The organism is Rhodoferax saidenbachensis, assembly GCF_001955715.1.
GTDB lineage: Bacteria > Pseudomonadota > Gammaproteobacteria > Burkholderiales > Burkholderiaceae_C > Allorhodoferax > Allorhodoferax saidenbachensis.
Window position 1 is genome coordinate 296,475 of record NZ_CP019239.1, and the last position, 25,489, is coordinate 321,963.

At 59.6% G+C, this 25,489-nt stretch carries 33 protein-coding genes and 1 pseudogene; 28 read left to right on the top strand and 6 right to left on the bottom strand.

What is annotated here, in order from left to right; all coding sequences use genetic code 11:
• Nucleotides 1-3: 3 nt before the first annotated feature.
• Nucleotides 4-987 (top strand): Bug family tripartite tricarboxylate transporter substrate binding protein, encoded by a 984-nt coding sequence (locus RS694_RS01435; protein WP_029709408.1) that lies wholly within the window; start codon nucleotides 4-6, stop codon nucleotides 985-987.
• A gap of 47 nt (nucleotides 988-1,034) precedes the next feature.
• Here the strand turns inward: RS694_RS01435 and RS694_RS01440 are convergent, their stop codons facing one another.
• The 3 genes from RS694_RS01440 to hemB form a co-directional block, all read right to left on the bottom strand.
• The gene (locus RS694_RS01440; RefSeq protein WP_051392099.1) at nucleotides 1,035-1,778 is read right to left on the bottom strand and encodes a substrate-binding periplasmic protein; all 744 of its coding nucleotides are present in this window, start codon (nucleotides 1,776-1,778) and stop codon (nucleotides 1,035-1,037) included.
• 112 nt (nucleotides 1,779-1,890) lie between these two features.
• Nucleotides 1,891-3,012, bottom strand: coding sequence for a magnesium transporter CorA family protein (locus RS694_RS01445; protein ID WP_029709410.1), 1,122 nt, complete (start codon nucleotides 3,010-3,012; stop codon nucleotides 1,891-1,893).
• Nucleotides 3,013-3,084: 72 nt separating this feature from the next.
• Nucleotides 3,085-4,101 (bottom strand): porphobilinogen synthase, encoded by a 1,017-nt coding sequence (gene hemB / locus RS694_RS01450; RefSeq protein WP_029709411.1) that lies wholly within the window; start codon nucleotides 4,099-4,101, stop codon nucleotides 3,085-3,087.
• A 361-nt stretch (nucleotides 4,102-4,462) separates the two neighbouring features.
• Here hemB and RS694_RS01455 point away from each other — a divergent pair, with 361 nt between their 5' ends.
• The 21 genes from RS694_RS01455 (at nucleotide 4,463) to RS694_RS01555 (ending at nucleotide 19,187) form a co-directional block, all read left to right on the top strand.
• Complete coding sequence (locus tag RS694_RS01455; RefSeq protein WP_029709412.1) at nucleotides 4,463-4,891, top strand: CopD family protein; 429 nt, start codon at nucleotides 4,463-4,465, stop codon at nucleotides 4,889-4,891.
• Between the two features lie 21 nt (nucleotides 4,892-4,912).
• Entirely contained in the window at nucleotides 4,913-6,007 is a 1,095-nt protein-coding gene (locus RS694_RS01460; protein WP_029709413.1) for a VanZ family protein, read from the top strand.
• A gap of 9 nt (nucleotides 6,008-6,016) precedes the next feature.
• Nucleotides 6,017-6,367, top strand: coding sequence for a (2Fe-2S) ferredoxin domain-containing protein (locus RS694_RS01465; RefSeq protein ID WP_029709414.1), 351 nt, complete (start codon nucleotides 6,017-6,019; stop codon nucleotides 6,365-6,367).
• 73 nt (nucleotides 6,368-6,440) lie between these two features.
• Nucleotides 6,441-7,094, top strand: coding sequence for an alpha/beta hydrolase (locus tag RS694_RS01470; RefSeq protein ID WP_029709415.1), 654 nt, complete (start codon nucleotides 6,441-6,443; stop codon nucleotides 7,092-7,094).
• Between the two features lie 21 nt (nucleotides 7,095-7,115).
• A complete protein-coding gene (locus RS694_RS01475; RefSeq protein WP_029709416.1) occupies nucleotides 7,116-8,300 on the top strand; it encodes a D-alanyl-D-alanine carboxypeptidase family protein in 1,185 nt (394 codons plus the stop codon).
• 201 nt (nucleotides 8,301-8,501) lie between these two features.
• Nucleotides 8,502-8,879 carry a 30S ribosomal protein S12 gene (gene rpsL / locus RS694_RS01480; protein WP_011466063.1) on the top strand — a complete coding sequence of 126 codons (378 nt, stop codon included), beginning with the start codon at nucleotides 8,502-8,504 and terminating at the stop codon, nucleotides 8,877-8,879.
• A 177-nt stretch (nucleotides 8,880-9,056) separates the two neighbouring features.
• Entirely contained in the window at nucleotides 9,057-9,530 is a 474-nt protein-coding gene (rpsG, locus tag RS694_RS01485; protein WP_029709417.1) for a 30S ribosomal protein S7, read from the top strand.
• 155 nt (nucleotides 9,531-9,685) lie between these two features.
• Entirely contained in the window at nucleotides 9,686-11,788 is a 2,103-nt protein-coding gene (gene fusA / locus RS694_RS01490; protein WP_076069242.1) for an elongation factor G, read from the top strand.
• Nucleotides 11,789-11,949: 161 nt separating this feature from the next.
• The gene (gene tuf / locus RS694_RS01495; protein ID WP_076069245.1) at nucleotides 11,950-13,140 is read left to right on the top strand and encodes an elongation factor Tu; all 1,191 of its coding nucleotides are present in this window, start codon (nucleotides 11,950-11,952) and stop codon (nucleotides 13,138-13,140) included.
• A gap of 24 nt (nucleotides 13,141-13,164) precedes the next feature.
• Nucleotides 13,165-13,479: a 30S ribosomal protein S10 gene (gene rpsJ, locus RS694_RS01500; protein ID WP_029708110.1), complete on the top strand. Its 315-nt coding sequence runs from the start codon at nucleotides 13,165-13,167 to the stop codon at nucleotides 13,477-13,479.
• Between the two features lie 175 nt (nucleotides 13,480-13,654).
• Nucleotides 13,655-14,329 (top strand): 50S ribosomal protein L3, encoded by a 675-nt coding sequence (gene rplC, locus RS694_RS01505; RefSeq protein ID WP_029708111.1) that lies wholly within the window; start codon nucleotides 13,655-13,657, stop codon nucleotides 14,327-14,329.
• Nucleotides 14,329-14,952: a 50S ribosomal protein L4 gene (gene rplD / locus RS694_RS01510; RefSeq protein ID WP_029708112.1), complete on the top strand. Its 624-nt coding sequence runs from the start codon at nucleotides 14,329-14,331 to the stop codon at nucleotides 14,950-14,952. Before rplC ends, rplD begins: the two co-directional genes overlap by 1 nt.
• An 8-nt stretch (nucleotides 14,953-14,960) precedes the next feature.
• On the top strand, nucleotides 14,961-15,284 hold the full coding sequence (gene rplW, locus RS694_RS01515) for a 50S ribosomal protein L23 (protein ID WP_152528836.1): 324 nt from the start codon (nucleotides 14,961-14,963) through the stop codon (nucleotides 15,282-15,284).
• Between the two features lie 2 nt (nucleotides 15,285-15,286).
• Nucleotides 15,287-16,111 (top strand): 50S ribosomal protein L2, encoded by an 825-nt coding sequence (gene rplB / locus RS694_RS01520; protein WP_029708114.1) that lies wholly within the window; start codon nucleotides 15,287-15,289, stop codon nucleotides 16,109-16,111.
• 11 nt (nucleotides 16,112-16,122) lie between these two features.
• Nucleotides 16,123-16,401, top strand: coding sequence for a 30S ribosomal protein S19 (rpsS, locus tag RS694_RS01525; RefSeq protein ID WP_029708116.1), 279 nt, complete (start codon nucleotides 16,123-16,125; stop codon nucleotides 16,399-16,401).
• A 9-nt stretch (nucleotides 16,402-16,410) separates the two neighbouring features.
• Entirely contained in the window at nucleotides 16,411-16,740 is a 330-nt protein-coding gene (gene rplV / locus RS694_RS01530) for a 50S ribosomal protein L22 (protein WP_029708118.1), read from the top strand.
• Nucleotides 16,741-16,756: 16 nt separating this feature from the next.
• Complete coding sequence (gene rpsC / locus RS694_RS01535) at nucleotides 16,757-17,659, top strand: 30S ribosomal protein S3 (protein ID WP_029708119.1); 903 nt, start codon at nucleotides 16,757-16,759, stop codon at nucleotides 17,657-17,659.
• Nucleotides 17,660-17,661: 2 nt separating this feature from the next.
• Nucleotides 17,662-18,078, top strand: coding sequence for a 50S ribosomal protein L16 (rplP, locus tag RS694_RS01540; RefSeq protein ID WP_029708121.1), 417 nt, complete (start codon nucleotides 17,662-17,664; stop codon nucleotides 18,076-18,078).
• 16 nt (nucleotides 18,079-18,094) lie between these two features.
• On the top strand, nucleotides 18,095-18,304 hold the full coding sequence (gene rpmC / locus RS694_RS01545) for a 50S ribosomal protein L29 (RefSeq protein WP_029708123.1): 210 nt from the start codon (nucleotides 18,095-18,097) through the stop codon (nucleotides 18,302-18,304).
• Between the two features lie 10 nt (nucleotides 18,305-18,314).
• A complete protein-coding gene (gene rpsQ, locus RS694_RS01550; RefSeq protein ID WP_029708125.1) occupies nucleotides 18,315-18,584 on the top strand; it encodes a 30S ribosomal protein S17 in 270 nt (89 codons plus the stop codon).
• Between the two features lie 96 nt (nucleotides 18,585-18,680).
• Nucleotides 18,681-19,187 (top strand): peroxiredoxin, encoded by a 507-nt coding sequence (locus tag RS694_RS01555; RefSeq protein WP_029708127.1) that lies wholly within the window; start codon nucleotides 18,681-18,683, stop codon nucleotides 19,185-19,187.
• Nucleotides 19,188-19,243: 56 nt separating this feature from the next.
• On the opposite strand, the gene RS694_RS01560 is transcribed toward RS694_RS01555, so the two are convergent.
• A complete protein-coding gene (locus RS694_RS01560) occupies nucleotides 19,244-19,738 on the bottom strand; it encodes a GNAT family N-acetyltransferase (protein ID WP_029708129.1) in 495 nt (164 codons plus the stop codon).
• Between the two features lie 17 nt (nucleotides 19,739-19,755).
• The gene (locus tag RS694_RS01565) at nucleotides 19,756-20,421 is read right to left on the bottom strand and encodes a cytochrome b/b6 domain-containing protein (RefSeq protein WP_029708130.1); all 666 of its coding nucleotides are present in this window, start codon (nucleotides 20,419-20,421) and stop codon (nucleotides 19,756-19,758) included.
• A 155-nt stretch (nucleotides 20,422-20,576) separates the two neighbouring features.
• Between RS694_RS01565 and RS694_RS01570 the strand changes: the two are divergent.
• Nucleotides 20,577-21,029 (top strand): annotated as a pseudogene (locus tag RS694_RS01570) (c-type cytochrome).
• A gap of 88 nt (nucleotides 21,030-21,117) precedes the next feature.
• On the opposite strand, the gene RS694_RS01575 reads toward RS694_RS01570, so the two are convergent.
• Complete coding sequence (locus tag RS694_RS01575) at nucleotides 21,118-21,615, bottom strand: TlpA disulfide reductase family protein (RefSeq protein WP_029708131.1); 498 nt, start codon at nucleotides 21,613-21,615, stop codon at nucleotides 21,118-21,120.
• Between the two features lie 15 nt (nucleotides 21,616-21,630).
• Here RS694_RS01575 and RS694_RS01580 point away from each other — a divergent pair, with 15 nt between their 5' ends.
• From RS694_RS01580 to ptsP, 5 genes are all read left to right on the top strand, one after another.
• Complete coding sequence (locus RS694_RS01580) at nucleotides 21,631-22,332, top strand: DUF4197 domain-containing protein (protein ID WP_029708132.1); 702 nt, start codon at nucleotides 21,631-21,633, stop codon at nucleotides 22,330-22,332.
• A gap of 8 nt (nucleotides 22,333-22,340) precedes the next feature.
• Entirely contained in the window at nucleotides 22,341-22,844 is a 504-nt protein-coding gene (locus tag RS694_RS20705; protein WP_029708133.1) for a hypothetical protein, read from the top strand.
• A gap of 84 nt (nucleotides 22,845-22,928) precedes the next feature.
• Nucleotides 22,929-23,375 carry a PTS sugar transporter subunit IIA gene (locus RS694_RS01590; protein ID WP_029708134.1) on the top strand — a complete coding sequence of 149 codons (447 nt, stop codon included), beginning with the start codon at nucleotides 22,929-22,931 and terminating at the stop codon, nucleotides 23,373-23,375.
• Nucleotides 23,344-23,613: an HPr family phosphocarrier protein gene (locus RS694_RS01595; RefSeq protein ID WP_029708135.1), complete on the top strand. Its 270-nt coding sequence runs from the start codon at nucleotides 23,344-23,346 to the stop codon at nucleotides 23,611-23,613. The genes RS694_RS01590 and RS694_RS01595 overlap by 32 nt, the downstream gene beginning before the upstream one ends.
• Nucleotides 23,614-23,698: 85 nt before the next feature.
• On the top strand, nucleotides 23,699-25,474 hold the full coding sequence (ptsP, locus tag RS694_RS01600; RefSeq protein WP_029708136.1) for a phosphoenolpyruvate--protein phosphotransferase: 1,776 nt from the start codon (nucleotides 23,699-23,701) through the stop codon (nucleotides 25,472-25,474).
• Nucleotides 25,475-25,489 lie beyond the last annotated feature (15 nt).

Here is a 25,489-nt window from a genome sequence, read left to right on the forward strand (position 1 = left end):
TTCATGTCGGTCTTTTCTTTGCAGCGTGTGTTGGGCACGCTTCGCCACTCCCTGGTTCTGGGGGCTTTGCTGGCTGCAGGTGCCAGCCAGGCGCAAAACGCAACCGTGCATTTGCTGGTGGGTTTCCCCGCTGGCGGCGGCACCGATGCCATTGCCCGCACCCTGGCGGACAAACTCAAGGACCAACTGGGCATGCCCGTGGTGGTGGACAACAAGGCCGGTGCCGGTGGCCAGATCGCGGCCCAGAGTCTGAAGGCCGCAGCGCCAGACGGCTTGACGGTTTTCCTCACCCACGACCACACCATTTCCATCCTGCCCCAGGTGGTGAAGAACCCGGGCTTTGACCCGGCCAAAGACTTTGTACCCGTGGCTGGTTTCGCCACCTTTGTGAATGCGCTGGCGGTGTCGGGTGGCACACCCGCCAAGTCGGTCAACGAATACGTGGCCTGGGTCAAGACCCAGGGTGGCAAGGGCACCGTGGGTGTGCCTGCACCCGCCTCCACGCCCGAGTTTCTGGTGAGCGTGATTGGCAAAAAATACGGCCTGGACCTGCAGTCCGCCCCCTACCGCGGCAGTGCGCCCATGATGGCCGACATGCTGGGCAACCAGATTGCTGCGGGCATGGGTTCGGTGCCTGATTTCATCGAAAACCACAAGGCCGGCAAGATTCGGGTGGTGGCGGTGCTGGGCGGTGCCCGCCAAGCCATCCTGCCCGATGTGCCCACGTTTGCCGAACTGGGGCTGGCAGGGTTTGAAGACCTGCCTTATTACGGCATCTTCGCACCCGCCGGTACGCCCAAGGCGGCCATCGACAAGTTCTCTGATGCGCTGGCCAAGGTGCTGGCCCAGTCGGATGTGAAAGAGCGCCTGACTGCCATGGGCCTGACGGTGGGTTTCATGGACCAGGCGACACTGGCCAAACGTGAACAGGCCTACACCCAGGTCTGGGCCAAACTGATCAAGGCCAGCGGGTTCGTCGCGCAGTAAACGCCGCGAAGACGGATCGGTAACGTGCTACCGGCACCCTGGGCCTGTCAATTGCCCGGGGCGTAACGCCCGGCTTCGGCATCGTCCAGAAAGCGTTTGGCGGTGCCGTCCCGGATGACCTTGGCCAGGCCCTGGTTAAAGGTTTGCATCAGTTTTTCCGCGTTGGGCAGCGTCTTGGCAATCACCATGCGCGACTGCTTCTCCGAGACGCTGACGGATGATGCGGCAATGCGTTCCCGGTCGGCGGTCGGAAAGCTGTGGAGGAGTTCGAAACCCACGGCACGGTTGAGCACGATCATGTCAAAGCGCCCGGCCAGCAGCTTGCGCAGGTTGCTGGTGTCATCGATCGCACGGTCCAGCGTGAAGTCGCCGGCTTTCTCTGCCGCGTCGAATGCGGTGCCGTAGGAATAACCTATCGTGGCGCCAAGGGTCTTGCCCTTGAGGTCTGCCAAGGTTCGGAAGTTGACCGGTTTGTCCTTGCGGAAGAAAAGCACTTCTTTGGACAGGATCACGGGGTCGCTGAACAGAAAAGTCTTGGCGCGCTCGTCTGACATGACCCAGCCCGGCGAGCCGCTGACGCTGCCGTTTTCCGCCAACAGCAGCGCACGTTTCCAGGGGTAAAACTCGTAGCTGACGCTCAGGCCTTCACGTGCGAACGCTTCCTTGACGATGTGTGCGAACACGCCGTTCTCACGCAGGTTCTGCGAGAAGTAGGGCGGCCATTCGCCAATGGCCAGTTTGACCGGCTCGGCCGCCCAGGCCCCGCCGGCCAGCAGGCTGCTGAGCAGCAAAAGGAGCCCCCTTCGGTTTGGGACTGTGGTGTGCATGGCATTTCCAACGGATAGGGTGGCCCATGGTAGGCAGCCCCTGGGATGGGTGTCAACAGGCAAGAGCCCGGCGGTCTCAGCGCACCGAACGCGCCAGATAACGCTTGCGCCAGAAGAACACCGCCAACACCACGGCGATGAACAGCATGCTGGTGAGCGCCCACCAGAAGCCGCCCTGTTGGTGCAGCAGGGGGATGAAGTCGAAGTTCATGCCGAAGATGCCGGCAATCAGGTTCAGCGGGAGGAAGATGGCGGTGAGCACCGTGAGCGTGCGCATGATGTCGTTGGTGCGGCTGCCCTGCACGCTGAAGTGCATTTGTACCGCGGTCTCCACGCTTTGCTCCAGCCGGCGCACATGGTGCACCACCCGCTCGATATGTTCCAGCACGTCACGGCTGCGCACCTGCAGCAGTTCCCGCTCGCGCGCCTCTGTCGGGCTGTTGGGTTCCGGCCAGGTTTTGATGGCCTCGATCCAGTCCTGCACGCTGGAGCGTTGCTCCTCACACACGTCGTCGAGCTGGTGCAGCGCCATGCGTGCGTCCAATAGCGAGCCCCAGTTGGTGAAACGTCCGCGCGGACTCAGCAGCTCGTTTTGCCAGTGGTCCAGCTGTTGGGTGAGTTCCTTGCGCAGCGCCAGGTAGCCGTCCACCATGTGGTTGACAATGCGCAGCATCAGGTCGGCCGGGCTGGTGGGCAGGCGGGCTCCAGCGCCATGGGACTCGTTGCTCGCGGCTTGCAGCAGCTTGGCGGCGTAGGCGTCGCGCACGGCGCAGTCGGTAGGGTGCACGGTAAGCAACACGCGGTCAAACACGGCAAAGCCGACCGGGCTGGTGTCGATGCGCCGCAGGATCGGCGGACCACCACGCTTGGGCGCCACATTCAGGGGCTGGCCGGGTTGCTCCAGGTCGGTGGGGCGGTTGCCCGCAGCCAGGCGGCGGAACACCAGCAGGTCGTACTGCGAGGTGTAGTCGTAGTGCGAGGGGAGCTGGTTGTTGATCAGGTCGGAGATGTGCAGGTCCAGCAGTTGCACGCCGCACAGCGTTTGCAGGGCCGCTTGCACTTCGGCCTGCGTCACCTCAAACTCGCGCCGCGCGCAGGCAATCCACACATAACCTTGGGTCGGCAGGCCTTGCGCCGTGAGTTCGGGCAGGCTCAGGCCCTCGGTCACGCCACTGGTCTGGATATGGAAGATGCGCATGGTGTTGTCTGGGTGTGGGCTGTGTTTATATAAGAAATAGGCCTCTAGCCCTTATACATTGTGCGAAAGCAGCTACGTTTTTTGTAGCAATCTGGCGGCATCCCGGGCAAAGTAGGTCAGCACGCCATCGGCTCCGGCGCGTTTGAAGGCCAGCAGGCTCTCCATCATGACCGCATCGTGGTCGAGCCAGCCGTTGTGCGCAGCGGCCTTGAGCATGGCGTATTCGCCACTCACCTGGTAGGCGAAGGTGGGGACCTTGAATTCATCCTTCACGCGGCGCACCACGTCCAGGTAGGGCATGCCGGGTTTGACCATCACCATGTCGGCGCCTTCGGCAATGTCCATAGCCACTTCGCGCAGCGCCTCATCGCTGTTGCCGGGGTCCATCTGGTAGACCTTTTTGTTGCCCTTGCCCAGGTTGCCGGCCGAGCCCACCGCGTCGCGGAACGGGCCGTAAAAGGCGCTGGCGTATTTGGCGCTGTAGGCCATGATGCGGGTGTGGACGAGCTTCTCGGCTTCCAGCGCGGCACGGATGGCGCCAATGCGGCCGTCCATCATGTCGCTGGGCGCCACGATGTCCACGCCGGCGCGCGCTTGCGTGAGCGCCTGCTGCACCAGTTGGGCCACGGTTTCCTCGTTGAGGATGTAGCCGTTCTCTTCGGGCCGGGTATCCGGCAGACCGTCCTGACCGTGGGTGGTGAAGGGGTCCAGCGCCACATCGGTCATGACACCCAGATCGGGAAATTCCTTTTTCAGCGCCCGCACCACGCGGGGCACCAGGCCGTCGGGGTTGAGCGCTTCTTTGCCATCGTACGTTTTGAGCGACTGGTCGACCACGGGGAACAGCGCCATCACCGGGATGCCCAGCTTCACGCAATCTTCGGCCACGGGCAGCAACAAATCCAGGCTCAGGCGTTCCACGCCGGGCATGGAGCCAATCGGTACGCGCTGTTGCTGGCCGTCCACCACGAATACCGGGTAGATCAGGTCGTGCGCCGTCAGCGTGTTTTCGCGCACCAGATTGCGGGTAAAGCTGTCGCGGCGCAGGCGGCGGGGCCGGCCGGCGGGAAAGGGGGCGTAAGAGGTCATGGGGAAAATTGTGCCTGAATCCCGGACGCGCCCTTTGGCGCGGGGGGTCTGCACAGCCTTCAATACCAGAGGCCATTGAGCGGTTATTTGGTAAAGCTGCTTGCCATTGCCGCGGAAGCTTGTTAGATTTCACACCGGGTAGCTTGCTACCTCCCGCTTTTCCTCCCTGAGCGGGGCCTTGATGTGTGACAGCAAATAGGCTTACCACCCCAGCCCACGTGCTGGGGTTTTTTTTGGCTGCGGCATAACTTCGCTACGCGAAGTGAGCCTGCGCCGCAACCCGGCAAGCGGGTTGTGCCTTTCCATGAAAGCAGCGCTGTGGGCGCCTGCCAACGCAGACACCAGCGACTACACTTTCCCCATGCTCTGGGTCAAAGCCTTCCACATCGTTTTCATCGCCAGCTGGTTTGCCGGCTTGTTTTACCTGCCACGCATTTTTGTGAACCTGGCGCTGGTGCCGCCGGGTTCCATTGCCGAGCGGGATCGCCTGTTGCTCATGGCGCGCAAGCTGATGCGTTTTACCACGCTGCTGGCTGGGCCCGCGTTGGCGCTGGGAGTCTGGCTGTGGCTGGGTTATGGCATTGGCCGCGGCCCGGGCAATGGCTGGATGCATGCCAAGCTGGCGCTGGTGGTGCTCGTTGCCGGCTACCACCATGGCTGTGGTGTGATCCTGCGCAAACTCGAAGCGGGTACGCTGCAGCGCAGCCACGTGTGGTTTCGCTGGTTCAACGAGGTGCCGGTGCTCTTGCTGCTTGCCATTGTGATCTTGGTGGTGGTCAAGCCTTTCTAAACCCAGGAACGGCGCAGCACCATGCACAAAACCGCTGCCTGGCCCCTGGCGCTGATTTATATCGGGCTGATCGTCTACGCCAGCCTGTACCCGTTTGGCGAGTGGCGCGACCAGGGCATTGCGCCCTGGGCCTTTCTGAGTGCCCCCTGGCCCCGCTACTGGACCGGTTTTGATGTGACCATCAATGTGCTGGGCTATATCCCTTTGGGCGGGTTGCTGGCCCTCAGTGCCCTGCGCACCGGGCGGTCCCGCCATCCGGTGCTGATGCCGGCGCTGGTGGGCGGGGTGCTGGCGCTGACCATGGAGTGTCTGCAGGGCTACTTGCCCGTGCGGGTGGCTTCCCGGGAAGATCTTTTGCTGAATCTGGGCGGCGCCTGGGCCGGTGCCGTGGGCACGCTGGTGCTGGAAAAAATGGGGGCGATTGACCGCTGGAGCCGTTTGCGGGCGCGCTGGTTTGTGGACCATTCGCGTGGTGGCCTGGTCCTGCTGGCGCTGTGGCCCATGGCCTTGCTGTTTCCCGCGGCCGTGCCGTTCGGACTGGGACAGGTGCTGGACCGGCTGGAAGGTGCGTGGAGCGAGTGGATGATTGACTCGCCCTTTCTGGAGTGGCTGCCCACGCCGGGTCTGGAGCTGCGCGCGCTGGTGCCTGGGGCCGAGCTGGTGTGTGTGACGCTGGGCTTGTTGATTCCGTGTCTGCTGGGGTTTTGTGTGGTCCGTGCCATTGGGCGCCGCTTGGTGCTTGCGCTGTTGGTGCTGGCGTTGGGCGTGGCCGCGACTGGGCTGTCGGCGGCGTTGAGCTGGGGCCCTGCCCATGCCTGGGCCTGGCTGGACTTGCCCACGCAATTGGGGCTGGCCGCCGCGGCGGTGCTGGCGCTTTTGCTGCTGGCTATTCCCGTGCGGGCCAGCGCTGCGCTGGTGTTGCTGGCCTTGGGGATCTACCTGAGCCTGCTGAACCAGGCGCCCGAAAGCCCCTACTTTGCACAAACCCTGCAGGCATGGGAGCAGGGGAGATTCATCCGTTTTAACGGCCTGGCGCAGTGGGTGGGCTGGCTGTGGCCCTATGGCACGCTGGTCTATGTGTTGTCGCTGGTTTGGCGGCGCGACACAAAAAACTAAAATCGGCGTATGAACGCAAACCCTCCGAAACCGGACTCGTATTACGAGCGCCACATCTTCTTTTGCCTGAACGAACGCAAAAACGGCGAAGAGTGCTGCGCCCAGTACCAGGCGCAAGCTGCTTTTGACCGCTGCAAGATGGCGGTCAAAAACGCGGGGCTGTCCGGCCCCGGCCAGGTGCGTGTCAACAAGGCGGGTTGCCTGGACCGCTGTGCGGGCGGGCCTATTGCCGTGGTCTACCCCGAAGCTGTCTGGTACACCTATGTGGACAACCAGGACATCGACGAGATCGTCGAATCGCACCTGAAAAATGGCAAGGTGGTGGAGCGCCTGCTGACACCGCCCAACGTCGGCCGGTAATCCGGTTTAGTGTCAAATTGGCCTCTAGCCCTTGCGGATATTGCGCAAGCAGCTATCAATTAAGTAGCATTTTGTGAACACCCAGACCCAAAAAATCAGCCTGTCCGGCCCGGCTGGCGCATTGGCCGCCCAGATCGACGAGCCAACCTTGGCGCCGGGCGCGTCCGCACGGGGTGTGGTGGTGATCGCCCACCCGCATCCGCTGTTCGGCGGCACCATGGACAACAAGGTCGTGCAGACCTTGGCACGTGCATTTGTCCAGTGCGGCTGGCGCGCCGTGCGTTTCAACTTCCGCGGTGTGGGCGACAGTGAAGGCGTGTACGACGAAGGCCGCGGCGAACTGCAGGATCTGCTGGCGGTGATTGCCCACAGCGCACCGCAGGGTGCTTTGGCCTTGGCCGGGTTCTCGTTTGGCGCTTTTGTCACCAGCCATGCGGTCGCTGCGTTGGGTCCGGACCGCGCCCCGGAGAAGCTGGTGCTGGTAGGCACGGCTGCATCCCGATTCACGGTTGCTCCGGTACCGCCCGAATTGCACGAACGCACGCTGGTGCTGCACGGCGAACAAGACGACACCGTGCCACTGGCCGACGTGATGACTTGGGCACGGCCGCAAACCTTGCCTGTCACGGTGATTCCCGGGGTGGCGCACTTCTTTCATGGACAATTGCCGCTTTTGCGCAGCCTGGTGGTACGCCACCTCCAGGCCGAGCCTGGCGCCGCCGCATAGACATCTACTGACGAACTCCCCATGAAATCATTTTTTACCGCTCTTTTGGTCACGGTCTGCCTTGGTGCTGCCGCACAAACGCCCCAGGCTCCGGAAATTGCGGCCCGTTCTTACCTGTTGCTCGATGTCACGGCCAACCAGATCCTGGCCTCCAAGGAAATCGACACGCCGGTAGAACCAGCCTCGCTGACCAAGCTGATGACGGCGTATCTGGTCTTTGACGCGCTGAAGTCCAAAAAAATCGATATCAAGCAAACCATGCCGGTCAGTGAACGCGCCTGGAAGATGCCTGGATCGCGCATGTTCATCGACCCCAAGATGCAGGTGCCGGTGGACGATTTGATCAAGGGCATGATCGTGCAGTCCGGCAACGACGCCACCATGGCGCTGGCCGAAGGTGTGGGGGGCACGGCTGAACGGTTTGTCGAAATGATGAATGCGCAGGCCAAGCTGCTGGGCATGAAGGCCACCGGGTACAAGAACCCCGAAGGCCTGACTGAAGCTGGCCACACCACCACCGCACGCGACCTGAGCATCCTGGCCACCCGGTTGATGGCGGATTTCCCGGAGTACGTGGGGATTTACGCCATCAAGAAATACCGCTACCCCGGCACCCCGGCCGCCAATGACAGCAACCGAAATCTGCTGCTGTTCCGTGACCCGACGGTCGATGGCCTGAAGACCGGTCACACCGACGCGGCCGGCTACTGCATGGTGGCCACGGCCAAGCGCGACTTTGCCAATCTGGTGACGCCGGGTGCTCCCGCCGGTTCGCCCGAGGCCACCGGAAGCCGCCGCCTGTTGTCCATCATTCTGGGCGCCGACAGCGAAAACGCCCGTGCCAACGAGTCCCAGAAACTGCTGAACTGGGGCTACACCGCCTATGAGCCGGTCAAGTTGTTTGACGCCAACCAAGCGGTGGCCACGCCCAACGTCTGGAAGGGCTCGGCTTCTACGGTCAAGTTGGGGCGCCCCCATTCGATCGTCGTCGCTGTCCCGCATGGCAGCGCGGCCAAGCTCAAAACCCAGATCATCCGTGCCGAGCCCCTGGTTGCACCGTTTGCCCGTGGGCAACAAGTGGCGACCTTGCGGGTTCTGGCGGGTGACCAGCCGGTGGTGGATGTGCCTTTGCTGGCGCTGGAAGGCGTTGACCAGGCCGGTATCTTTGGCCGCGCATGGGATGCCATGCGTTTGTGGGTTCGCTAAGACGGCTTTGATAGGATTGCACTGAAAGTCGCCGAAATCGAGGTTTCGCGACTTTCATTGGGCAACCAAGTCGACGCAATGCGCCGCACCACCCCGCAGTTCTTGCAGGGAAACCCTCAATCTGATACATTAGAAGGCTTTTCGGAAATTCCGAAGAGATTCACGTTTTCGTAATATTCAAACGTTTAGGGACGTTTTTCAATGCCAACCATTAACCAGCTCGTGCGTCAAGGCCGTGAGGTCGAGACCATCAAGTCGAAGAGCCCTGCTATGCAGAACTCTCCGCAGCGTCGCGGTGTGTGCACCCGTGTGTACACCACAACGCCTAAAAAGCCCAATTCCGCTCTGCGTAAAGTCGCCAAAGTGCGCCTGACCAACGGTTTTGAAGTCATTTCCTACATCGGCGGTGAAGGCCACAACCTGCAAGAACACAGCGTAGTGCTGGTTCGCGGCGGTCGTGTCAAGGATTTGCCCGGTGTGCGTTACCACATCGTTCGTGGCTCGCTCGATTTGCAAGGCGTGAAAGACCGCAAGCAATCGCGCTCCAAGTACGGTGCAAAGAAGCCAAAGGCCAAGTAAATTGACCTGGATTCAAGGCGATCAGCCCTGGATTTGGAAAAGTAAAAGGTGTTTGTTTGCTGCGTGGCGCAGGAAATGAACGAAGTGACCCGCTGTTTGGGTCGAGTAAGTGAGAGTCTTATTGATTAACTCTCGCGGTGCCTGCAAAGGTGCCAACTGAAGCAAAGAGGTGAAAAAATGCCACGTCGTCGCGAAGTCCCTAAACGTGAAATTCTGCCGGATCCCAAGTTCGGCAATGTAGAGCTGTCCAAATTCATGAACGTGATCATGGAAGGCGGCAAGAAGGCTGTAGCCGAGCGCATCATTTACGGTGCTCTCGAGCTGATCGCCAAGAAGCACCCTGATAAAGACCCGGTGGAAGCTTTCACCGTCGCTATCAACAACGTCAAGCCCATGGTGGAAGTGAAATCCCGCCGTGTGGGTGGTGCCAATTACCAGGTGCCCGTTGAAGTGCGCCCTGTCCGTCGCCTGGCTTTGTCCATGCGCTGGATCAAGGATGCCGCCCGCAAGCGCGGTGAGAAGTCCATGGCGCAGCGTCTGGCCAACGAAATGTTGGAAGCCACTGAAGGCCGTGGCGGTGCCATGAAAAAGCGTGACGAAGTTCACCGCATGGCAGAAGCCAACAAGGCTTTCTCCCACTTCCGCTTCTAAAGCGGTATTCGCGACTTTCAGGTGGGGCGGGCCCTGGCGGTGCCATGGCGCCGTCATTTTGACCGGCCACACTTCGAAAGTCGCTCGCCACGCAGCAAGGATCAAGAGCCCTTGCTGCTGGCAGTTTAAAGATACAGACCAACCAAGGATCCATCATGGCTCGCAATACTCCCATTGAGCGCTATCGCAATATTGGTATTTCAGCGCACATTGACGCTGGCAAGACCACCACGACCGAGCGTATTTTGTTTTACACCGGTGTGAACCACAAGATTGGTGAAGTGCACGACGGCGCAGCCACCATGGACTGGATGGAGCAAGAGCAAGAGCGTGGTATCACCATTACTTCCGCAGCAACAACCTGCTTCTGGAAGGGTATGGATGCGTCCTTCCCCGAGCACCGCATCAACATCATTGATACACCTGGACACGTGGACTTCACGATTGAAGTGGAGCGTTCCATGCGCGTGCTGGACGGTGCATGCATGGTGTATTGCGCTGTGGGTGGCGTGCAGCCCCAGTCTGAAACCGTGTGGCGTCAGGCGAACAAGTACAAGGTGCCACGTCTGGCCTTCGTGAACAAGATGGACCGTACGGGTGCCAACTTCTTCAAGGTTGTGGAACAGATGAAGTTGCGCCTGAAGGCCAACCCTGTGCCCGTCGTCATCCCAATTGGCGCTGAAGAAAACTTCACCGGCGTGGTCGATCTGCGCAAGATGAAAGCCATCATCTGGGACGAAGCGTCTCAGGGCATGAAGTTCACCTTCGAAGAAATCCCCGCTGAACTCGTGGCAACTGCCAAAGAGTGGCGCGAGAAGATGGTTGAAGCTGCGGCTGAAGCCACCGAAGAACTGATGAACAAGTACCTCGAAGAAGGTGACTTGACCGAAGAAGAGATCACCGCCGGTCTGCGCGCGCGCACCATTGCTGGCGAAATCCAGCCTATGTTGTGCGGTACTGCGTTCAAGAACAAGGGTGTGCAGCGCATGCTGGACGCCGTGATCGAACTGATGCCTTCCCCGCTCGACGTGAAAGCCATCAAGGGCTTTGACGAAGACGAAAAGGAAGTCACCCGCAGGGCCGACGACAACGAAAAGTTCGCTGCGCTGGCGTTCAAATTGATGACGGATCCGTTTGTGGGTCAGTTGACATTCGTGCGTGTGTACTCCGGCGTTCTGAAAAAGGGCGACACCGTTTACAACGCGGTGCGCGGCAAGAAGGAGCGTATCGGACGTATCGTGCAGATGCACGCCAACAACCGCGAAGAAGTGGATGAAATCCGCGCCGGTGACATCGCCGCTTGCGTGGGTCTGAAGGACGTGACGACCGGTGAAACCCTGTGCGATCCGCAAGCTGTGATCACACTGGAGCGCATGGTGTTCCCGGACTCGGTGATCCGCCAAGCCGTCGAGCCCAAGACCAAGGCCGACCAGGAAAAAATGGGTATTGCTCTGAGCCGTCTGGCTGCAGAAGATCCATCTTTCCGCGTGCAAACCGACGAAGAATCCGGCCAGACCATCATTGGCGGTCAGGGCGAGTTGCATCTGGAAATTATTGTTGACCGCATGAAGCGCGAATTTGGCGTGGAAGCCAACGTGGGCAAGCCCCAGGTTGCCTACCGCGAAACCATTCGCAAGCAAGTCACCGAAGTCGAAGGCAAGTTCGTTCGCCAATCCGGTGGTAAGGGTCAATACGGTCACGTGGTGTTCACGGTCGAGCCGAACGAAGCCGGCAAGGGCTTCCAGTTCGTCGACGCGATCAAGGGCGGTGTGGTTCCTCGCGAATTCATCCCTGCGGTTGAAAAGGGTGTCATCGAAGCGCTGAACCAAGGCGTGCTGGCCGGTTACCCCGTGGTGGACGTCAAGGTCACGCTGACTTTCGGTTCCTACCACGATGTGGACTCGAACGAAAACGCGTTCAAGATGGCCGCTATCTTCGGTTTCAAGGAAGGTTGCCGCAAGGCCAACCCCGTGATTCTGGAGCCCATGATGGCTGTGGAAGTGGAAACGCCTGAAGACTATGCCGGTAACGTGATGGGCGATCTGTCCAGCCGCCGCGGTATGGTGCAAGGCATGGACGACATGGTTGGCGGTGGCAAGGCGATCAAAGCCGAAGTTCCGCTGTCCGAAATGTTCGGCTACTCCACCACGCTGCGTTCGATGTCGCAAGGCCGCGCTACCTACACGATGGAATTCAAGCACTACGCGGAAGCTCCGCGCAATGTGTCTGAAGCCATCATGGCTGCTCGCGCAAAATAATGACCAGGGGTCAGACCACTTGCTTCAGCGTGTGGTCTGACCCCTCTAATTAGTTCCCTGTCTGCGACGGTGTGCCGCCCTGTTTTCCGTGCGGGGCGAACCAGCAACACCGTGCAGACATAAAACCAATACACGGGATTAGCTCTTTGGAGATTTGAAAAATGGGTAAAGAAAAATTCACACGTACGAAGCCTCACGTCAATGTGGGCACGATTGGCCACGTTGACCATGGCAAGACTACGCTGACAGCGGCCATCACGACCGTGCTGGCAGCCAAGTTTGGCGGTTCTGCCAAGGCTTACGACCAGATCGACGCAGCGCCTGAAGAAAAAGCACGCGGTATCACGATCAACACCGCCCACGTGGAATACGAAACGGCTAACCGCCACTACGCCCACGTTGACTGCCCCGGACACGCTGACTATGTGAAGAACATGATCACTGGCGCTGCCCAAATGGACGGCGCCATCCTGGTTTGCTCCGCAGCTGACGGCCCCATGCCTCAGACCCGTGAGCACATCCTGTTGGCTCGCCAGGTGGGTGTTCCTTACATCATCGTGTTCCTGAACAAGTGCGACATGGTCGATGACGCTGAACTGCTGGAACTGGTCGAAATGGAAGTTCGCGAACTCCTCGACAAGTACGACTTCCCAGGCGACAAGACCCCCATCATCCACGGCTCTGCCAAGCTCGCCATGGAAGGCGACAAGGGTGACCTGGGTGAAGGCGCCATCATGAAACTGGCCGACGCACTGGACAGCTACATCCCCCTGCCAGAGCGTGCTGTTGACGGCGCGTTCCTGATGCCCGTGGAAGACGTGTTCTCCATCTCTGGCCGCGGCACCGTGGTGACTGGCCGTATCGAACGTGGTGTGGTCAAAGTCGGCGAAGAAATCGAAATCGTCGGTATTGCTGACACCCAAAAGACCACCTGCACTGGCGTGGAAATGTTCCGCAAGCTGCTGGACCAAGGTCAAGCGGGCGACAACGTCGGTATCCTGTTGCGCGGCACCAAGCGTGAAGACGTGCAGCGCGGCCAAGTGCTGTGCAAGCCCGGCTCCATCAAGCCCCACACCCACTTCACTGGCGAGATCTATGTCTTGTCCAAGGACGAAGGCGGCCGCCACACGCCTTTCTTCAACAACTACCGCCCTCAGTTCTACTTCCGTACAACGGACGTGACCGGTGCGATCGAGTTGCCAGAAGGCAAGGAAATGGTCATGCCTGGTGACAACGTGTCGATCACTGTGAAGCTGATCAACCCCATCGCCATGGAAGAAGGCCTGCGCTTCGCTATCCGCGAAGGTGGTCGTACCGTGGGCGCCGGTGTGGTTGCCAAAATCATCGCGTAATTCGCAGTACCTAAAGGAATTACCATGGCTACCAAGCAAAAGATCCGTATCCGTCTGAAAGCGTTTGACTACAAGCTCATCGACCAATCGGCCGCTGAAATTGTGGACACCGCCAAGCGCACCGGCGCGATTGTCAAGGGCCCTGTGCCTCTGCCAACCCGCATGAAGCGTTTCGACATCCTGCGTTCACCCCACGTGAACAAGGCCAGCCGCGACCAGTTCGAAATCCGCACCCATCAGCGCCTGATGGACATCGTGGATCCTACGGACAAGACCGTGGACGCTTTGATGAAACTCGACCTGCCAGCCGGCGTCGACGTGGAAATCAAGCTGCAGTAATGGGTTTGTGCAGGTCTGGATGTAAATTCAGGCTTGCACGGATTTAAGGAGCGGGTTATACTCGCGGGCTCGCTTGGACAGGCTATGACCTGTCCTTCGGGTTTTATTAACAGTCTTTCACGCAAAAACGGTACTGCCAATTGCAGTCGTACCGGTGGAAGTTACGGAGAAAACAATGAGTCTTAGCAATCACTTAGGGTTGCTGGGTCGCAAGGTTGGCATGATGCGCCTATTCACCGAAGACGGGGATGCAGTTCCTGTGACGGTGGTAGACGTTTCCAACAACCGCGTGACGCAGGTCAAAACCCAGGAGAACGATGGCTACGTTGCCTTGCAGGTAACGTTCGGTTCGCGCAAAGCTTCGCGTGTGACCAAGCCTATTGCCGGTCACCTCGCCAAAGCGGGTGTTGAAGCCGGTGAAATCATCCAGGAATTCCGCATAACAGCTGACGCTGCCGCCAAGTACGCAACCGGCGCTACTGTGCCTGTGGCTGATGTATTTGTTGTGGGTCAAAAAGTGGACGTGCAAGGCACTTCCATTGGTAAAGGCTTCGCCGGTACCATCAAGCGTCACAACATGAGCTCGCAGCGTGCTTCTCACGGTAACAGCCGTTCGCACAATGTCCCCGGCTCTATCGGTATGGCGCAAGATCCAGGTCGAGTATTCCCTGGCAAGCGCATGACCGGTCACCTCGGTGATGTCACCAAGACGACCCAAAACCTCGACGTGATTCGTATCGACGAAGCCCGTCAACTGCTGCTGATCAAGGGTGCAATCCCCGGTGCGGCCGGTGGTTTTGTAACCGTCCGTCCCGCAGTCAAGGCTAAAACAGCGAAAGGAGCGAACTGATGCAGCTCGAACTCCTGAATGACCAAGGTCAGGCTACGTCGAAATACGACGCGCCCGAGACCGTGTTTGGTCGTGCATACAACGAAGACTTGGTTCACCAAGTGGTGGTGGCCTTCCAAGCCAACGCGCGTCAGGGCACCCGTGCCCAGAAGGATCGCGAACAAGTCCATCACAGCACCAAGAAGCCTTTCAAGCAAAAGGGAACCGGTCGCGCTCGCGCTGGTATGACGTCCTCGCCACTGTGGCGCGGAGGCGGTCGTATTTTTCCGAACATGCCTGACGAAAACTTTGCTCAGAAAATCAACAAGAAGATGTACCGCGCTGGTATGGCTTCCATCCTGTCCCAGTTGGCCCGTGAAGGTCGTCTGGCGGTGGTTGATTCCCTGAAAGTTGACTCTCCCAAGACCAAGCCACTGGCTGCCAAATTCAAGGCCATGAACCTTGAATCGTCGGTGCTGGTGATTGCAGACGAAGTGGATGAGAACCTGTACCTGGCATCGCGCAATCTGGTGAACATCCTGGTTGTTGAGCCACGTTACGCTGATCCGCTGTCGTTGGTGCACTACCGCAAGGTGTTGGTGACCAAGGCTGCCATGGACAAACTCAAGGAGATGTTCGCATGAGCGCCCGTATGAACAACACGTCGAAAGTCAAGTACGACGAAGGTCGCTTGATGCAGGTTTTGGTTGCTCCCATCGTGTCCGAAAAGGCCACCATGGTTGCTGAAAAATCCAATGCCGTGACATTCAAGGTGCTGCAAGACGCTACCAAGCCCGAAATCAAGGCCGCTGTGGAATTGATGTTCAAGGTGGAAGTACAAGGCGTTTCTGTGGTGAACACAAAAGGCAAGGCCAAGCGCTTTGGCAAATCCAATGGCCGTCGCGACAATGTTCGCAAAGCCTACGTGATGCTCAAGGCTGGTCAAGAGCTGAACCTCGGCGGGGAGGCTGCGTAATCATGGCTGTTATCAAAATGAAACCAACTTCCCCAGGCCGTCGTGGCGTGGTGAAGATTTCGCGTGACCACCTGTACAAGGGTGCGCCTCACGCTGCCTTGCTGGAACCCCAGTTCCAGCAAGCCGGTCGTAACAACAACGGCCACATTACGACTCGCCACAAGGGCGGTGGACACAAGCACCACTACCGTGTGGTCGACTTTGTCCGCAACAAGGACGCAATTCCTGCCAAGGTTGAGCGTATTGAGTACGACCCTAACCGTTCCGCGCACATCGCTCTGGTGTGCTACGCAGACGGTGAACGCAAGTACATCATTGCTCCGCGTGGTCTGGAAGTCGGCGCAACCATCATGAATGGTTCCGAAGCTCCCATCCGCGTTGGTAACACGCTGCCGATTCGCAACATCCCCGTGGGTTCCATCATCCACTGCGTGGAATTGCAAGTTGGCAAGGGCGCCCAGATCATCCGCTCTGCGGGTACATCTGCCACCTTGCTGGCCCGCGAAGGTACTTACGCTCAGGTTCGCATGCGTTCCGGTGAAGTCCGCAAGGTCCACATCGACTGCCGCGCAACGATTGGCCAAGTGGCCAACGAAGAGCACAGCCTGCGCCGCCTGGGTAAAGCCGGTGTCAAGCGCTGGATGGGTATTCGCCCGACCGTTCGCGGTGTGGTGATGAACCCGGTCGACCACCCACACGGTGGTGGCGAAGGCAAGACTGGCGAAGGCCGTCATGCAGTCGATCCTTGGGGTAATCTGACCAAGGGTTACCGTACCCGTAACAACAAGCGCACGCAGGTCATGATCGTGTCGCGTCGCAAGAAGTAAGGGGTAGGTAAATGACTCGTTCTCTCAAAAAAGGTCCCTTCGTGGACCACCACCTGATCGCCAAGACTGAAAAGGCTGTGGCGACCAAGGACAAAAAGCCGATTAAGACCTGGTCGCGCCGCTCCATGATCCTGCCCGATTTCATCGGTCTGACGATCGCCGTGCATAACGGCAAGCAGCACGTTCCGGTCTATATCACCGATCAAATGGTTGGCCACAAGTTGGGTGAGTTCGCTCTGACCCGTACTTTCAAGGGTCACCCTGCGGACAAAAAAGTCCAGAAGAAATAAGGATTGACCATGGAAACACGTGCAACCCTTCGTGGCGTCCGTTTGTCTGTGGACAAAGGTCGTCTGGTCGCGGATCTGATTCGCGGCAAGAAAGTGGACCAAGCCCTGAACATCCTGCAATTCACACAGAAAAAAGCTGCTGTGATTATCAAGAAGGTTCTGGAGTCCGCGATCGCCAATGCTGAGCACAATGATGGTGCCGATATCGATGAACTGAAGGTTACGACCATCTACGTCGAACAAGGTGCTTCTCTGCGTCGCTTTACGGCCCGCGCCAAAGGCCGCGGTAACCAAATTCGCAAACCCACGTGCCATGTGTACGTGACGGTTGGTAACTGAAAGAGGCCAGGAATTTATGGGACAAAAAATACACCCCACCGGCTTTCGCCTTGCGGTGAGCCGTAATTGGTCTTCTCGCTGGTACGCCAACAACCGTGACTTCGCCGGCATGCTGGCCGAAGACATCAAGGTACGTGAGTACCTGAAGCTGAAGCTGAAAAACGCTTCGGTGTCTCGCATCCTGATCGAGCGTCCTGCCAAGAACGCCCGTATCACGATCTTCTCGTCCCGTCCGGGCGTGGTGATCGGCAAGAAGGGTGAAGACATCGAAAACCTCAAGCGCGAACTGGGCAAGCAGCTCGGCGTGCCTGTGGCAGTGAACATCGAAGAAGTGCGCAAGCCCGAAATCGATGCCAAGCTGATCGCTGACAGCATCACCCAACAGCTCGAAAAACGCATCATGTTCCGCCGTGCCATGAAGCGCGCCATGCAAAACGCCATGCGTTTGGGCGCCCTGGGCATCAAGATCATGTCTGCCGGTCGTCTGAACGGTATCGAAATCGCACGTACCGAGTGGTACCGTGAAGGCCGCGTGCCTTTGCACACTCTGCGCGCTGACATCGACTACGGCACCTCTGAAGCCAAGACCACCTACGGTGTGATCGGCGTCAAGGTTTGGGTCTACAAGGGTGACACACTGGGTCGTAACGACCTGCCGGCTGCCACTGAGCCCCGTGCCGAAGAAGAACGTCGCCCACGTGGCCCGCGTCGTGACGACCGTGGCGGTGCACGCCCCGGTTCTGACCGTCCGGCGCCCCGCGGTGCTGCACCTCGTCGTCCAGTCGGTGGCAACACTGCACCGGCTGATGGCAGCGACAAGCCCGTCGAGGCCTCTGGCGTCGACGCTACCAAACCCGCCGTTAAGCGCGTTCGCAAAGTCGCCGCGCCAGCCGCAGCAGCTGACGGTAAAGGAGAATAACCATGTTGCAACCCGCTCGCCGGAAATACCGCAAAGAGCAAAAGGGCCGTAACACCGGCATCGCGACACGAGGCAGCTCGGTCGCATTCGGTGACTTTGGTCTGAAATGTACTGATCGCGGCCGTCTGACGGCTCGCCAGATCGAAGCTGCACGCCGTGCAATTTCCCGTCACGTGAAGCGTGGCGGCCGTATCTGGATTCGCGTGTTCCCTGACAAGCCGATCTCCCAAAAGCCTGCTGAAGTGCGTATGGGTAACGGTAAAGGTAACCCCGAGTACTACGTGGCTGAAATTCAGCCCGGCAAGATCGTGTTTGAAATCGTCGGTGTGCCTGAAGAGCTGGCACGCGAGGCATTCCGTTTGGCTGCGGCCAAACTGCCTCTGCGTACCACTTTCGTGGCACGCATGATTGGCCAGTAATTCAGGAGATATCGAAATGACGAAAGCTGCTGAACTGCGGACCAAAGACGTTGCCGGACTGCAATCGGAAGTCAAAGCGCTGCAAAAAGCCCACTTTGGCCTGCGTATGCAAAAGGCTACACAACAACTCAACAACACCGCTACGCTGCGCACTGCGCGCCGCGATATTGCTCGCGCCAAGACTATTCTTGTCGAGAAGCAAAGCGCTGAAAAATCCGCCAAATAAGGAGCGATAAATGACGGAAGCTAAAAAATCCCTCAAGCGCACCTTGGTTGGCAAGGTGGTCAGCGATAAGCGTTCGAAGACAGTGACAGTACTGATCGAGCGCCGTGTTAAACACGAGCTCTATGGCAAGATCGTTGCCAAGTCGAGCAAGTACCACGCCCATGACGAAAAGGGCGAGTACCACATGGGCGACGTGATCGAAATCACCGAAAGCAAGCCTATCTCGAAGACCAAAAACTGGGTTGCGACCCGTTTGGTTGAAAAGGCTGCTGCGGTTTAAGCATATTGCTTAAGTTCGCTGCAAGGCACTTTAAAACGGCTCACAATGTGAGCCGTTTTTATTGGTAAGTACAGATTGCATTTTTAAGGAGCCAGCATGATCAAGGTAGGTGATTCTCTTCCCGCAGCCACACTGATGGAATATTCCGAAGTCGAAGGGGAGGGCTGCAGCATTGGTCCCAATCCGGTCGACGTGACCAAAGCCACGGCGGGCAAGACCATTGCCCTGTTTGCCTTGCCAGGCGCGTTTACGCCCACTTGCTCTGCCAAACACGTGCCTGGTTTCGTAGAGAACTTCAATGCGTTCAAGGCTGCTGGTGTGGATGAGATCTGGTGCGTCAGCGTGAATGATGCGTTTGTGATGGGCGCCTGGGCACGTGACCAGAAGACGGATGGCAAGGTGCGCATGCTGGCTGACGGAAGTGCCGCCTTTGCCCAGGCCACCGGCCTCACGCTGGACCTGACCAGCCGCGGCATGGGTCTGCGCAGCAACCGTTATTCCATGCTGGTCAAGGACGGCAAGGTGACGGCGCTGAACATTGAAGGCCCCGGCAAGTTCGAGGTCAGCGACGCTGCTACTCTGCTGGCCCAGACCAAGGCCTAAGACCTGCCTTTGGCAAAAGCCCGGCCGCACGGAAGTCTGGCTGGGTTTTTTTATGCCTAGAGATCGGCCTTCAGGTAGTGCGCTCCGGGGATTGGGTTGTAGTAGTAGGGGGGCACTTCGACAAATCCCAGCTCCTGGTACAACGCGCGGGCCGACTCCATGTCGTCCAGGGTGTCCAGCAGGATGCAGTCGTAGTCTTGCTGGCGGGCTGCATCCAGCGTTGCCTCCGCCAGTATCCGCCCCAGGCCGCTGCCCCGGTGGTCGGGACGCACATACAGGCGTTTCATTTCACAGGCATTGGCATAGTCCACTGTGTCCAGAGGCCGCAAGGCGCAACAGCCAGCGAACTGACCGCCTACAGTGGCCAGCAGCAATGCGCCACGGGGCGCTGCGTATTCGCCGGGCAGGTCGCGCAACTCATCTTCAAAGTTCTGGAAACACAGATCCACTTTGAGGGACTGTGCGTATTCCATAAACAAGGTTCGCACGGCGTCCAGTTCGGCTTTGGTGGCCGGCGATACCAACGTCACTTCCAGATTTCCGGGTTGCATGGTTATGAATATGCGCGCTAGTTGGCCCAGCGAACCAGCCAAGTGACTGCGCCGGCACACAACAAAAAGACCGCGGCCGCCAGGGTGCGGCTCACCGCATCGTCGCGCGATGGTTCGACGGTGTCCGGCAGCTCTTTGTCGCCGTTAAGCATGGGAGAAATCAGGTCTTCTTTCTTCTTGATGCGGTAGAAGAGGATTGCGACAATGTGCAGGACGACCAAAGCGATCAGGATCACAATGCCTACTTCGGTGTGGTAGTCGGTGGCACGCCCTACCCACTCACCAGAAGCCATTTTGGACAAAGGCCCGGAGGTTGCAATTTCGTCATCGCTGAACAGGCCGGCTGCTACCTGCAACAGGACAAAACCCAACAGCGCCCATACCGACAAGGCGCCCAGCGGGTTGTGGCCCACCGCATGTTCTGCGCGGTGTTCACCTTTGAGATAACGAATGAGGGTGCTGGGTGTGTACATAAAAGAGGCGAAGCGCGACCAGCGCCCTCCGACGACACCCCAGACCAGGCGAAACAGCAACAGGCTGAGTACCGAATAGCCTAGACGGAAGTGCCAGACCATGGCCTCGCCCCCCACCTGGCTGGTAATGATGAGCCCCACGAAACACACCGCCAGTGCCCAGTGGAACAGGCGTGTCGGCAAATCCCAAACCCTGACTTTCTTCACCATCCGTCTCCTTCAAAGCCCGTAGTCCACGCCCTGGCGCTCGAAAACCGCGCCAAATCAGTAGTTTCCCTGACTCGCGGCGCAAGGCAGAACTTTCGCGCGCCGCCTACACTCTATCCGGTTCTCCCCTTTTTCAACCTCCATTTTCAGGAAACACCATGAAGAAAATTGCTTCTTTCATTCTGGCGGCTGCCGCCTGCGCGTTGTCTGTTCCCGCCATGGCCCAATTTGCCAAACCTGAAGATGCGATCAAGTACCGCCAAAGTGCCTTGTTTGTGATGCAGCAGAACTTTGCTCGCGTGGCCACCATGGCCGCAGGCCGGGCGCCTTTTGATGCCAAGGTGGCGGCAGAAAGCGCCGCGACGGCGGAGTTCATGTCCAAACTGCCCTGGGCGGCCTTTGGCGAGGGTACCGACAAGTGAGGAAACACCAAGGCCAAGGCGGAAATCTGGTCCGACAAAGCCAAGTTCATGGAGTATTCCGAGAAGATGCAGGGCGAAATGAGCAAGCTCAATGCCGCTGCCAAAACCGGCAACCTGGACAGTATCAAGGCGGCTGTGGGTGCGGTGGGTGGTTCGTGCAAGGCTTGCCACGACGCTTTCCGCTCCTGATGCGGCGCGTGGCAGTGCTAAAATGCTACTGATTTAATAGCTGCCTGCGCACGTTACATAAGGGCTGCAGGCACTTTTTACGTATAAGTCAGGACTCCAGCAGCAGCTTGTCTATCAACTGGTGCAGCTCTGCCATGTTGGGCTCGCCCACGTAGCGCTTGACGATCTCGCCCCGCTTGTTGACCAGGTAGCTGGTGGGGGTTAACTGCACCTCTCCCCAGGATTTGGCCACGTCGCCGGTGTTGTCGATGGCTACGTCAAATGGCAGTTTGCGGGTCTGCACAAAATTCACCACATAACTGGGCGGGTCGTACTGCATGGCCACGGCCAGCGTGCCATAGCCGCGGCTTTTGAACTTCTCATGCGTGGCGATCAGCTTGGGCATTTCGGCCACACAGGTGACACAGCTGGTGGCCCAGAAGTTGACCAGCGTGACCTGGCCCTTGAGGTCGGATGTCTGCTTCTTGGACCCATCCAGCAGCACATAGGTGGCTGCCGGCGCAGCAGAGCTGCTGCTCCAGAAATAAGTGCCTGCCAGCAGGGCGCAAAACGCTAGGATGGCGGCAACTGCAATATTTCGTTTCATAACAAGGTGGTATCCATGGATCGTCGTCAGTTTAATTCTCTTTCCCTCTCCACGCTGGCCCTGTTCACCATGACCCTGCAGCAGGCCCATGCGCTCACACTGGCAGACCTGACCAACGCGGACGCGTCCAAAGGGCTCAAAACTGCACTGGAAAAGGGCGCCCAGTCTGCCATCGGCATCCTGGGCGCCAAGGATGGATTCCTCGGCAACGAAAAAGTTCGCATTCCTTTGCCCGGATATCTGGAAGATGCCGCGAAATTGATGCGTACGTTCGGCCAGGGCGCCCGCATCGACGAACTGCTGACCGCCATGAACCGTGGCGCTGAAGCCGCCGTGCCGTTGGCCAAAAACCTGCTCGCCAAGGCCGTGAATGGCATGACGGTGAACGACGCCAAAGGCATCCTCACCGGAGGTGACACGGCCGTCACCCAGTTTTTTGCAGACAAGACCCGCACGCCGCTCGGTGTGCAGTTCCTCCCCATCGTGACCCAGGCCACCGCCAAAGTCGGCCTGGCCGACAAATACAACCAGGTCGCAGGCAAGGCTTCCGAGCTGGGCCTGGTGAAAAAGGAAGACGCCAACATCCAGCAGTACGTCACCGGCAAGACGCTCGATGGCCTGTACTTCATGATTTCCGAAGAAGAAAAGAAGATCCGCCAAAACCCCGTGGGCTACGGCAGCGCCATCCTCACCAAGGTCTTCGGCGCGCTGAAGTGACAGGAGGCATGTTGCGCCATGGCTTGGTTGTGGCTGCTAGCGCCCTGCTGCTGGCGTGCAGCCCGGCATTGAACTGGCGCGAGGTGCCGCTGGGCGGTGCAGCCGTTATGTTGCCCTGCAAACCCGATCAGGCGCAACGCACCGTTGCCATGGGTGGGCGCGATGTGGTGCTCAGCATGGCGGGTTGTGAAGCGGCCGGTGCGCTGTTTGCGGTCAGCCACGTGCAGGCCGCGAATGCGGCACATGCCGCAACGCTGCTGACCGAGTGGCGCGCCGCCAGCCTGCAAGCCATGCGCAGCAGCACCGCAACCGAGCTGCCAGCTCTCGTAGGTGCGGGCCGTGCACCAGCTCTGTCGCTCGCGGCCCAGGGTCAGCGGCCCGATGGCACGGCAGTACAGGCTCGCCTGGCCTGGTGGCTGGTGGGGGATGCGGTCTTCCACATGGCGGTATACGCGGACCGGCTGACCCCTGACATGAGCGAGACGCTGGTGTCCGAACCCCGGCGGTTATGAGTACACGGCTACGTCTGAAATGCCTCGCGATTTGTCTGCGCGCAAAGCGGCCATAATCAACACCGAATCCACCCGGGCTGCTCCATGAATACAGGCATTCTCATCATCGCCCATGCGCCGCTGGCCAGCGCACTGCGCGCGTGCGTGTTGCATGTGTTCCCCGAGTCGGCCAGCGGTATCACCGCACTGGATGTGCCCCCCAACGAAGCCACCGACACCACGCGTGCTGCAGCCCAGGCGCTGCTGGCGCAGATGGGTGCGCCCTACACTCTGGTGCTGACCGATGTGTTTGGTGCCACGCCCTGCAACATTGCCCAGAAGGTGGTGGACGGTGTGAACGCCAAGCTGGTGGCCGGGGTCAACCTGCCCATGCTGTTGCGCACCATCAACTACCGCCATGAAGCGCTGGATGTGCTGGTGGCACGCGCGCTGGCCGGCGGCACCCAAAGCATCATGCAGGTCGCCGTCACTGCGCCGCAAAACCAGAACCGCAAACCCAATGACCCAAGCCACTACGACCATAGTCAATAAACTGGGCCTGCACGCCCGCGCATCCGCCAAGCTCACCAAGCTGGCCGGCAGTTTCCCCTGCGAAGTCTGGATGGTTCGCGGCGAACGCCGTGTGAACGCCAAGAGCATCATGGGCGTGATGATGCTGGCCGCGGGTCTGGGCTCCGAAGTACTGCTGGAAACCACAGGCGACCGCGAACAAGAGGCCATGGACGCCTTGTTAGCTCTCATCGCAGATAAATTTGGAGAAGGCGAATGAGTGACCTGAGCGGCGCCGGGCCGTCCCAAGCCGCGAGCGCCCCCTCGGGGGGCAGCGAACCACGCGCAGCGGGGAGCGTGGGGGCATGACTTTCTCTATCCACGGCCTGGCGGTTTCCCGCGGCGTTGCCATCGGGCGTGCCGTGCTGGTGGCGTCCAGCCGCGTGGATGTGGCGCATTACTTCATCGCTGCGGACCAGACCGAAACCGAGATTGACCGCGTGCGCGCCGGGCGTGATGCGGTGGTCAACGAAATCCATCGCCTGCAAAAAAGCATCACGCTGATGGGGCCCAAAGAGGCACCGCACGAACTCACTGCGCTGCTCGATGTGCACCTGATGTTGCTGCAGGATGTTGAGTTGATCGGCGGCGTGAAACACTGGATTACCGAGCGGCTGTACAACGCCGAGTGGGCGCTGACCACTCAGCTGGAAATCATTGCGCGCCAGTTTGACGAGATGGAAGACGCCTACCTGCGCGAGCGCAAGGCGGACCTAGAGCAAATCGTCGAGCGCATCCTGCGCGCCATGAAAGGGGCGGCCTCGCCCATCATGGCCACCAACCCGCGCGGGCCACGCAAGCCCTCGCAGCAGGACCTGCTGCTGGACGACACGGTGGACGTGCCGCTGGTGTTGATTGCCCATGATTTGTCGCCCGCCGACATGCTGCAGTTCAAGCAAAGCGTGTTTGCTGGCTTCATCACCGATGTCGGCGGCAAGACCTCGCACACCGCCATCGTTGCGCGCAGCATGGACATTCCTGCCGTGGTGGGGGCCCGCACCAGCAGCCAGTTGGTGCGCCAGGACGACTGGGTCATCATCGACGGCGACGCCGGTGTGGTCATCGTCGACCCGTCTCCCATCATCTTGGCGGAATACGGTTTCAAGCAACGCCAGGGCGAGCTGGAGCGCGGCCGCCTGCAGCGCCTGCTGCACACACCGGCCGTCACCATGGACGGCCAGAAGATCCAGCTGCTGGCCAACATCGAAATGCCCGAAGACGCGCTGGGCGCACTCAAGGCGGGTGCCCAGGGCGTGGGGCTGTTCCGCAGCGAGTTTTTGTTCATGGGCCGCCAAGGCCGCCTGCCCGACGAAGAAGAGCAGTACCAGGCCTACAAACGCGCCGTGGAAGGCATGAACGGCCTGCCCGTGACCATCCGCACCGTGGATGTGGGCGCCGATAAACCGCTGGACGATTCGGTGCGTGACAACGCCCACCTGAACCCGGCGCTGGGCCTGCGCGCCATCCGCTGGAGCCTGGCCGACCCGGCCATGTTTTTGACGCAGTTGCGCGCCATCCTGCGCGCTGCCGCCCATGGGCCCGTGCATCTGCTGGTGCCCATGCTGGCCCATGCGCGCGAGATCCGCCAGACGCTGGCCCACATCGACCATGCGCGTGCCCACCTGGACAACCGCGGCGTGGCCTATGGCAACGTGAAGCTGGGCGCGATGATCGAGATCCCCGCCGCGGCGTTGAGCCTGCAGCTCTTTCTCAAGTACTTTGATTTCCTGTCCATCGGCACCAACGATTTGATCCAGTACACGCTGGCGATCGACCGGGCTGACGAATCGGTGGCGCATCTGTACGACCCACTGCACCCGGCCGTGCTCAAGCTGGTGGCCGACACCATTGCCGAATGCCGCGCGCAGGGCAAGGAAGTGGCGGTGTGCGGCGAGATGGCGGGTGACGTGACGCTGACACGCCTGCTGCTGGGCCTGGGCCTGCGCAGCTTCTCCATGCACCCGGCGCAGATACTGGCCGTCAAGCAGGAAATTTTGCGTGCCGACACCAGCACCCTCGAAGCGTGGGCACGGCGCGTGTGTACCGCTGAGGACCCGGCGCTGGCGATGGCGCTGCCCTGAATGCTATTAATTCGG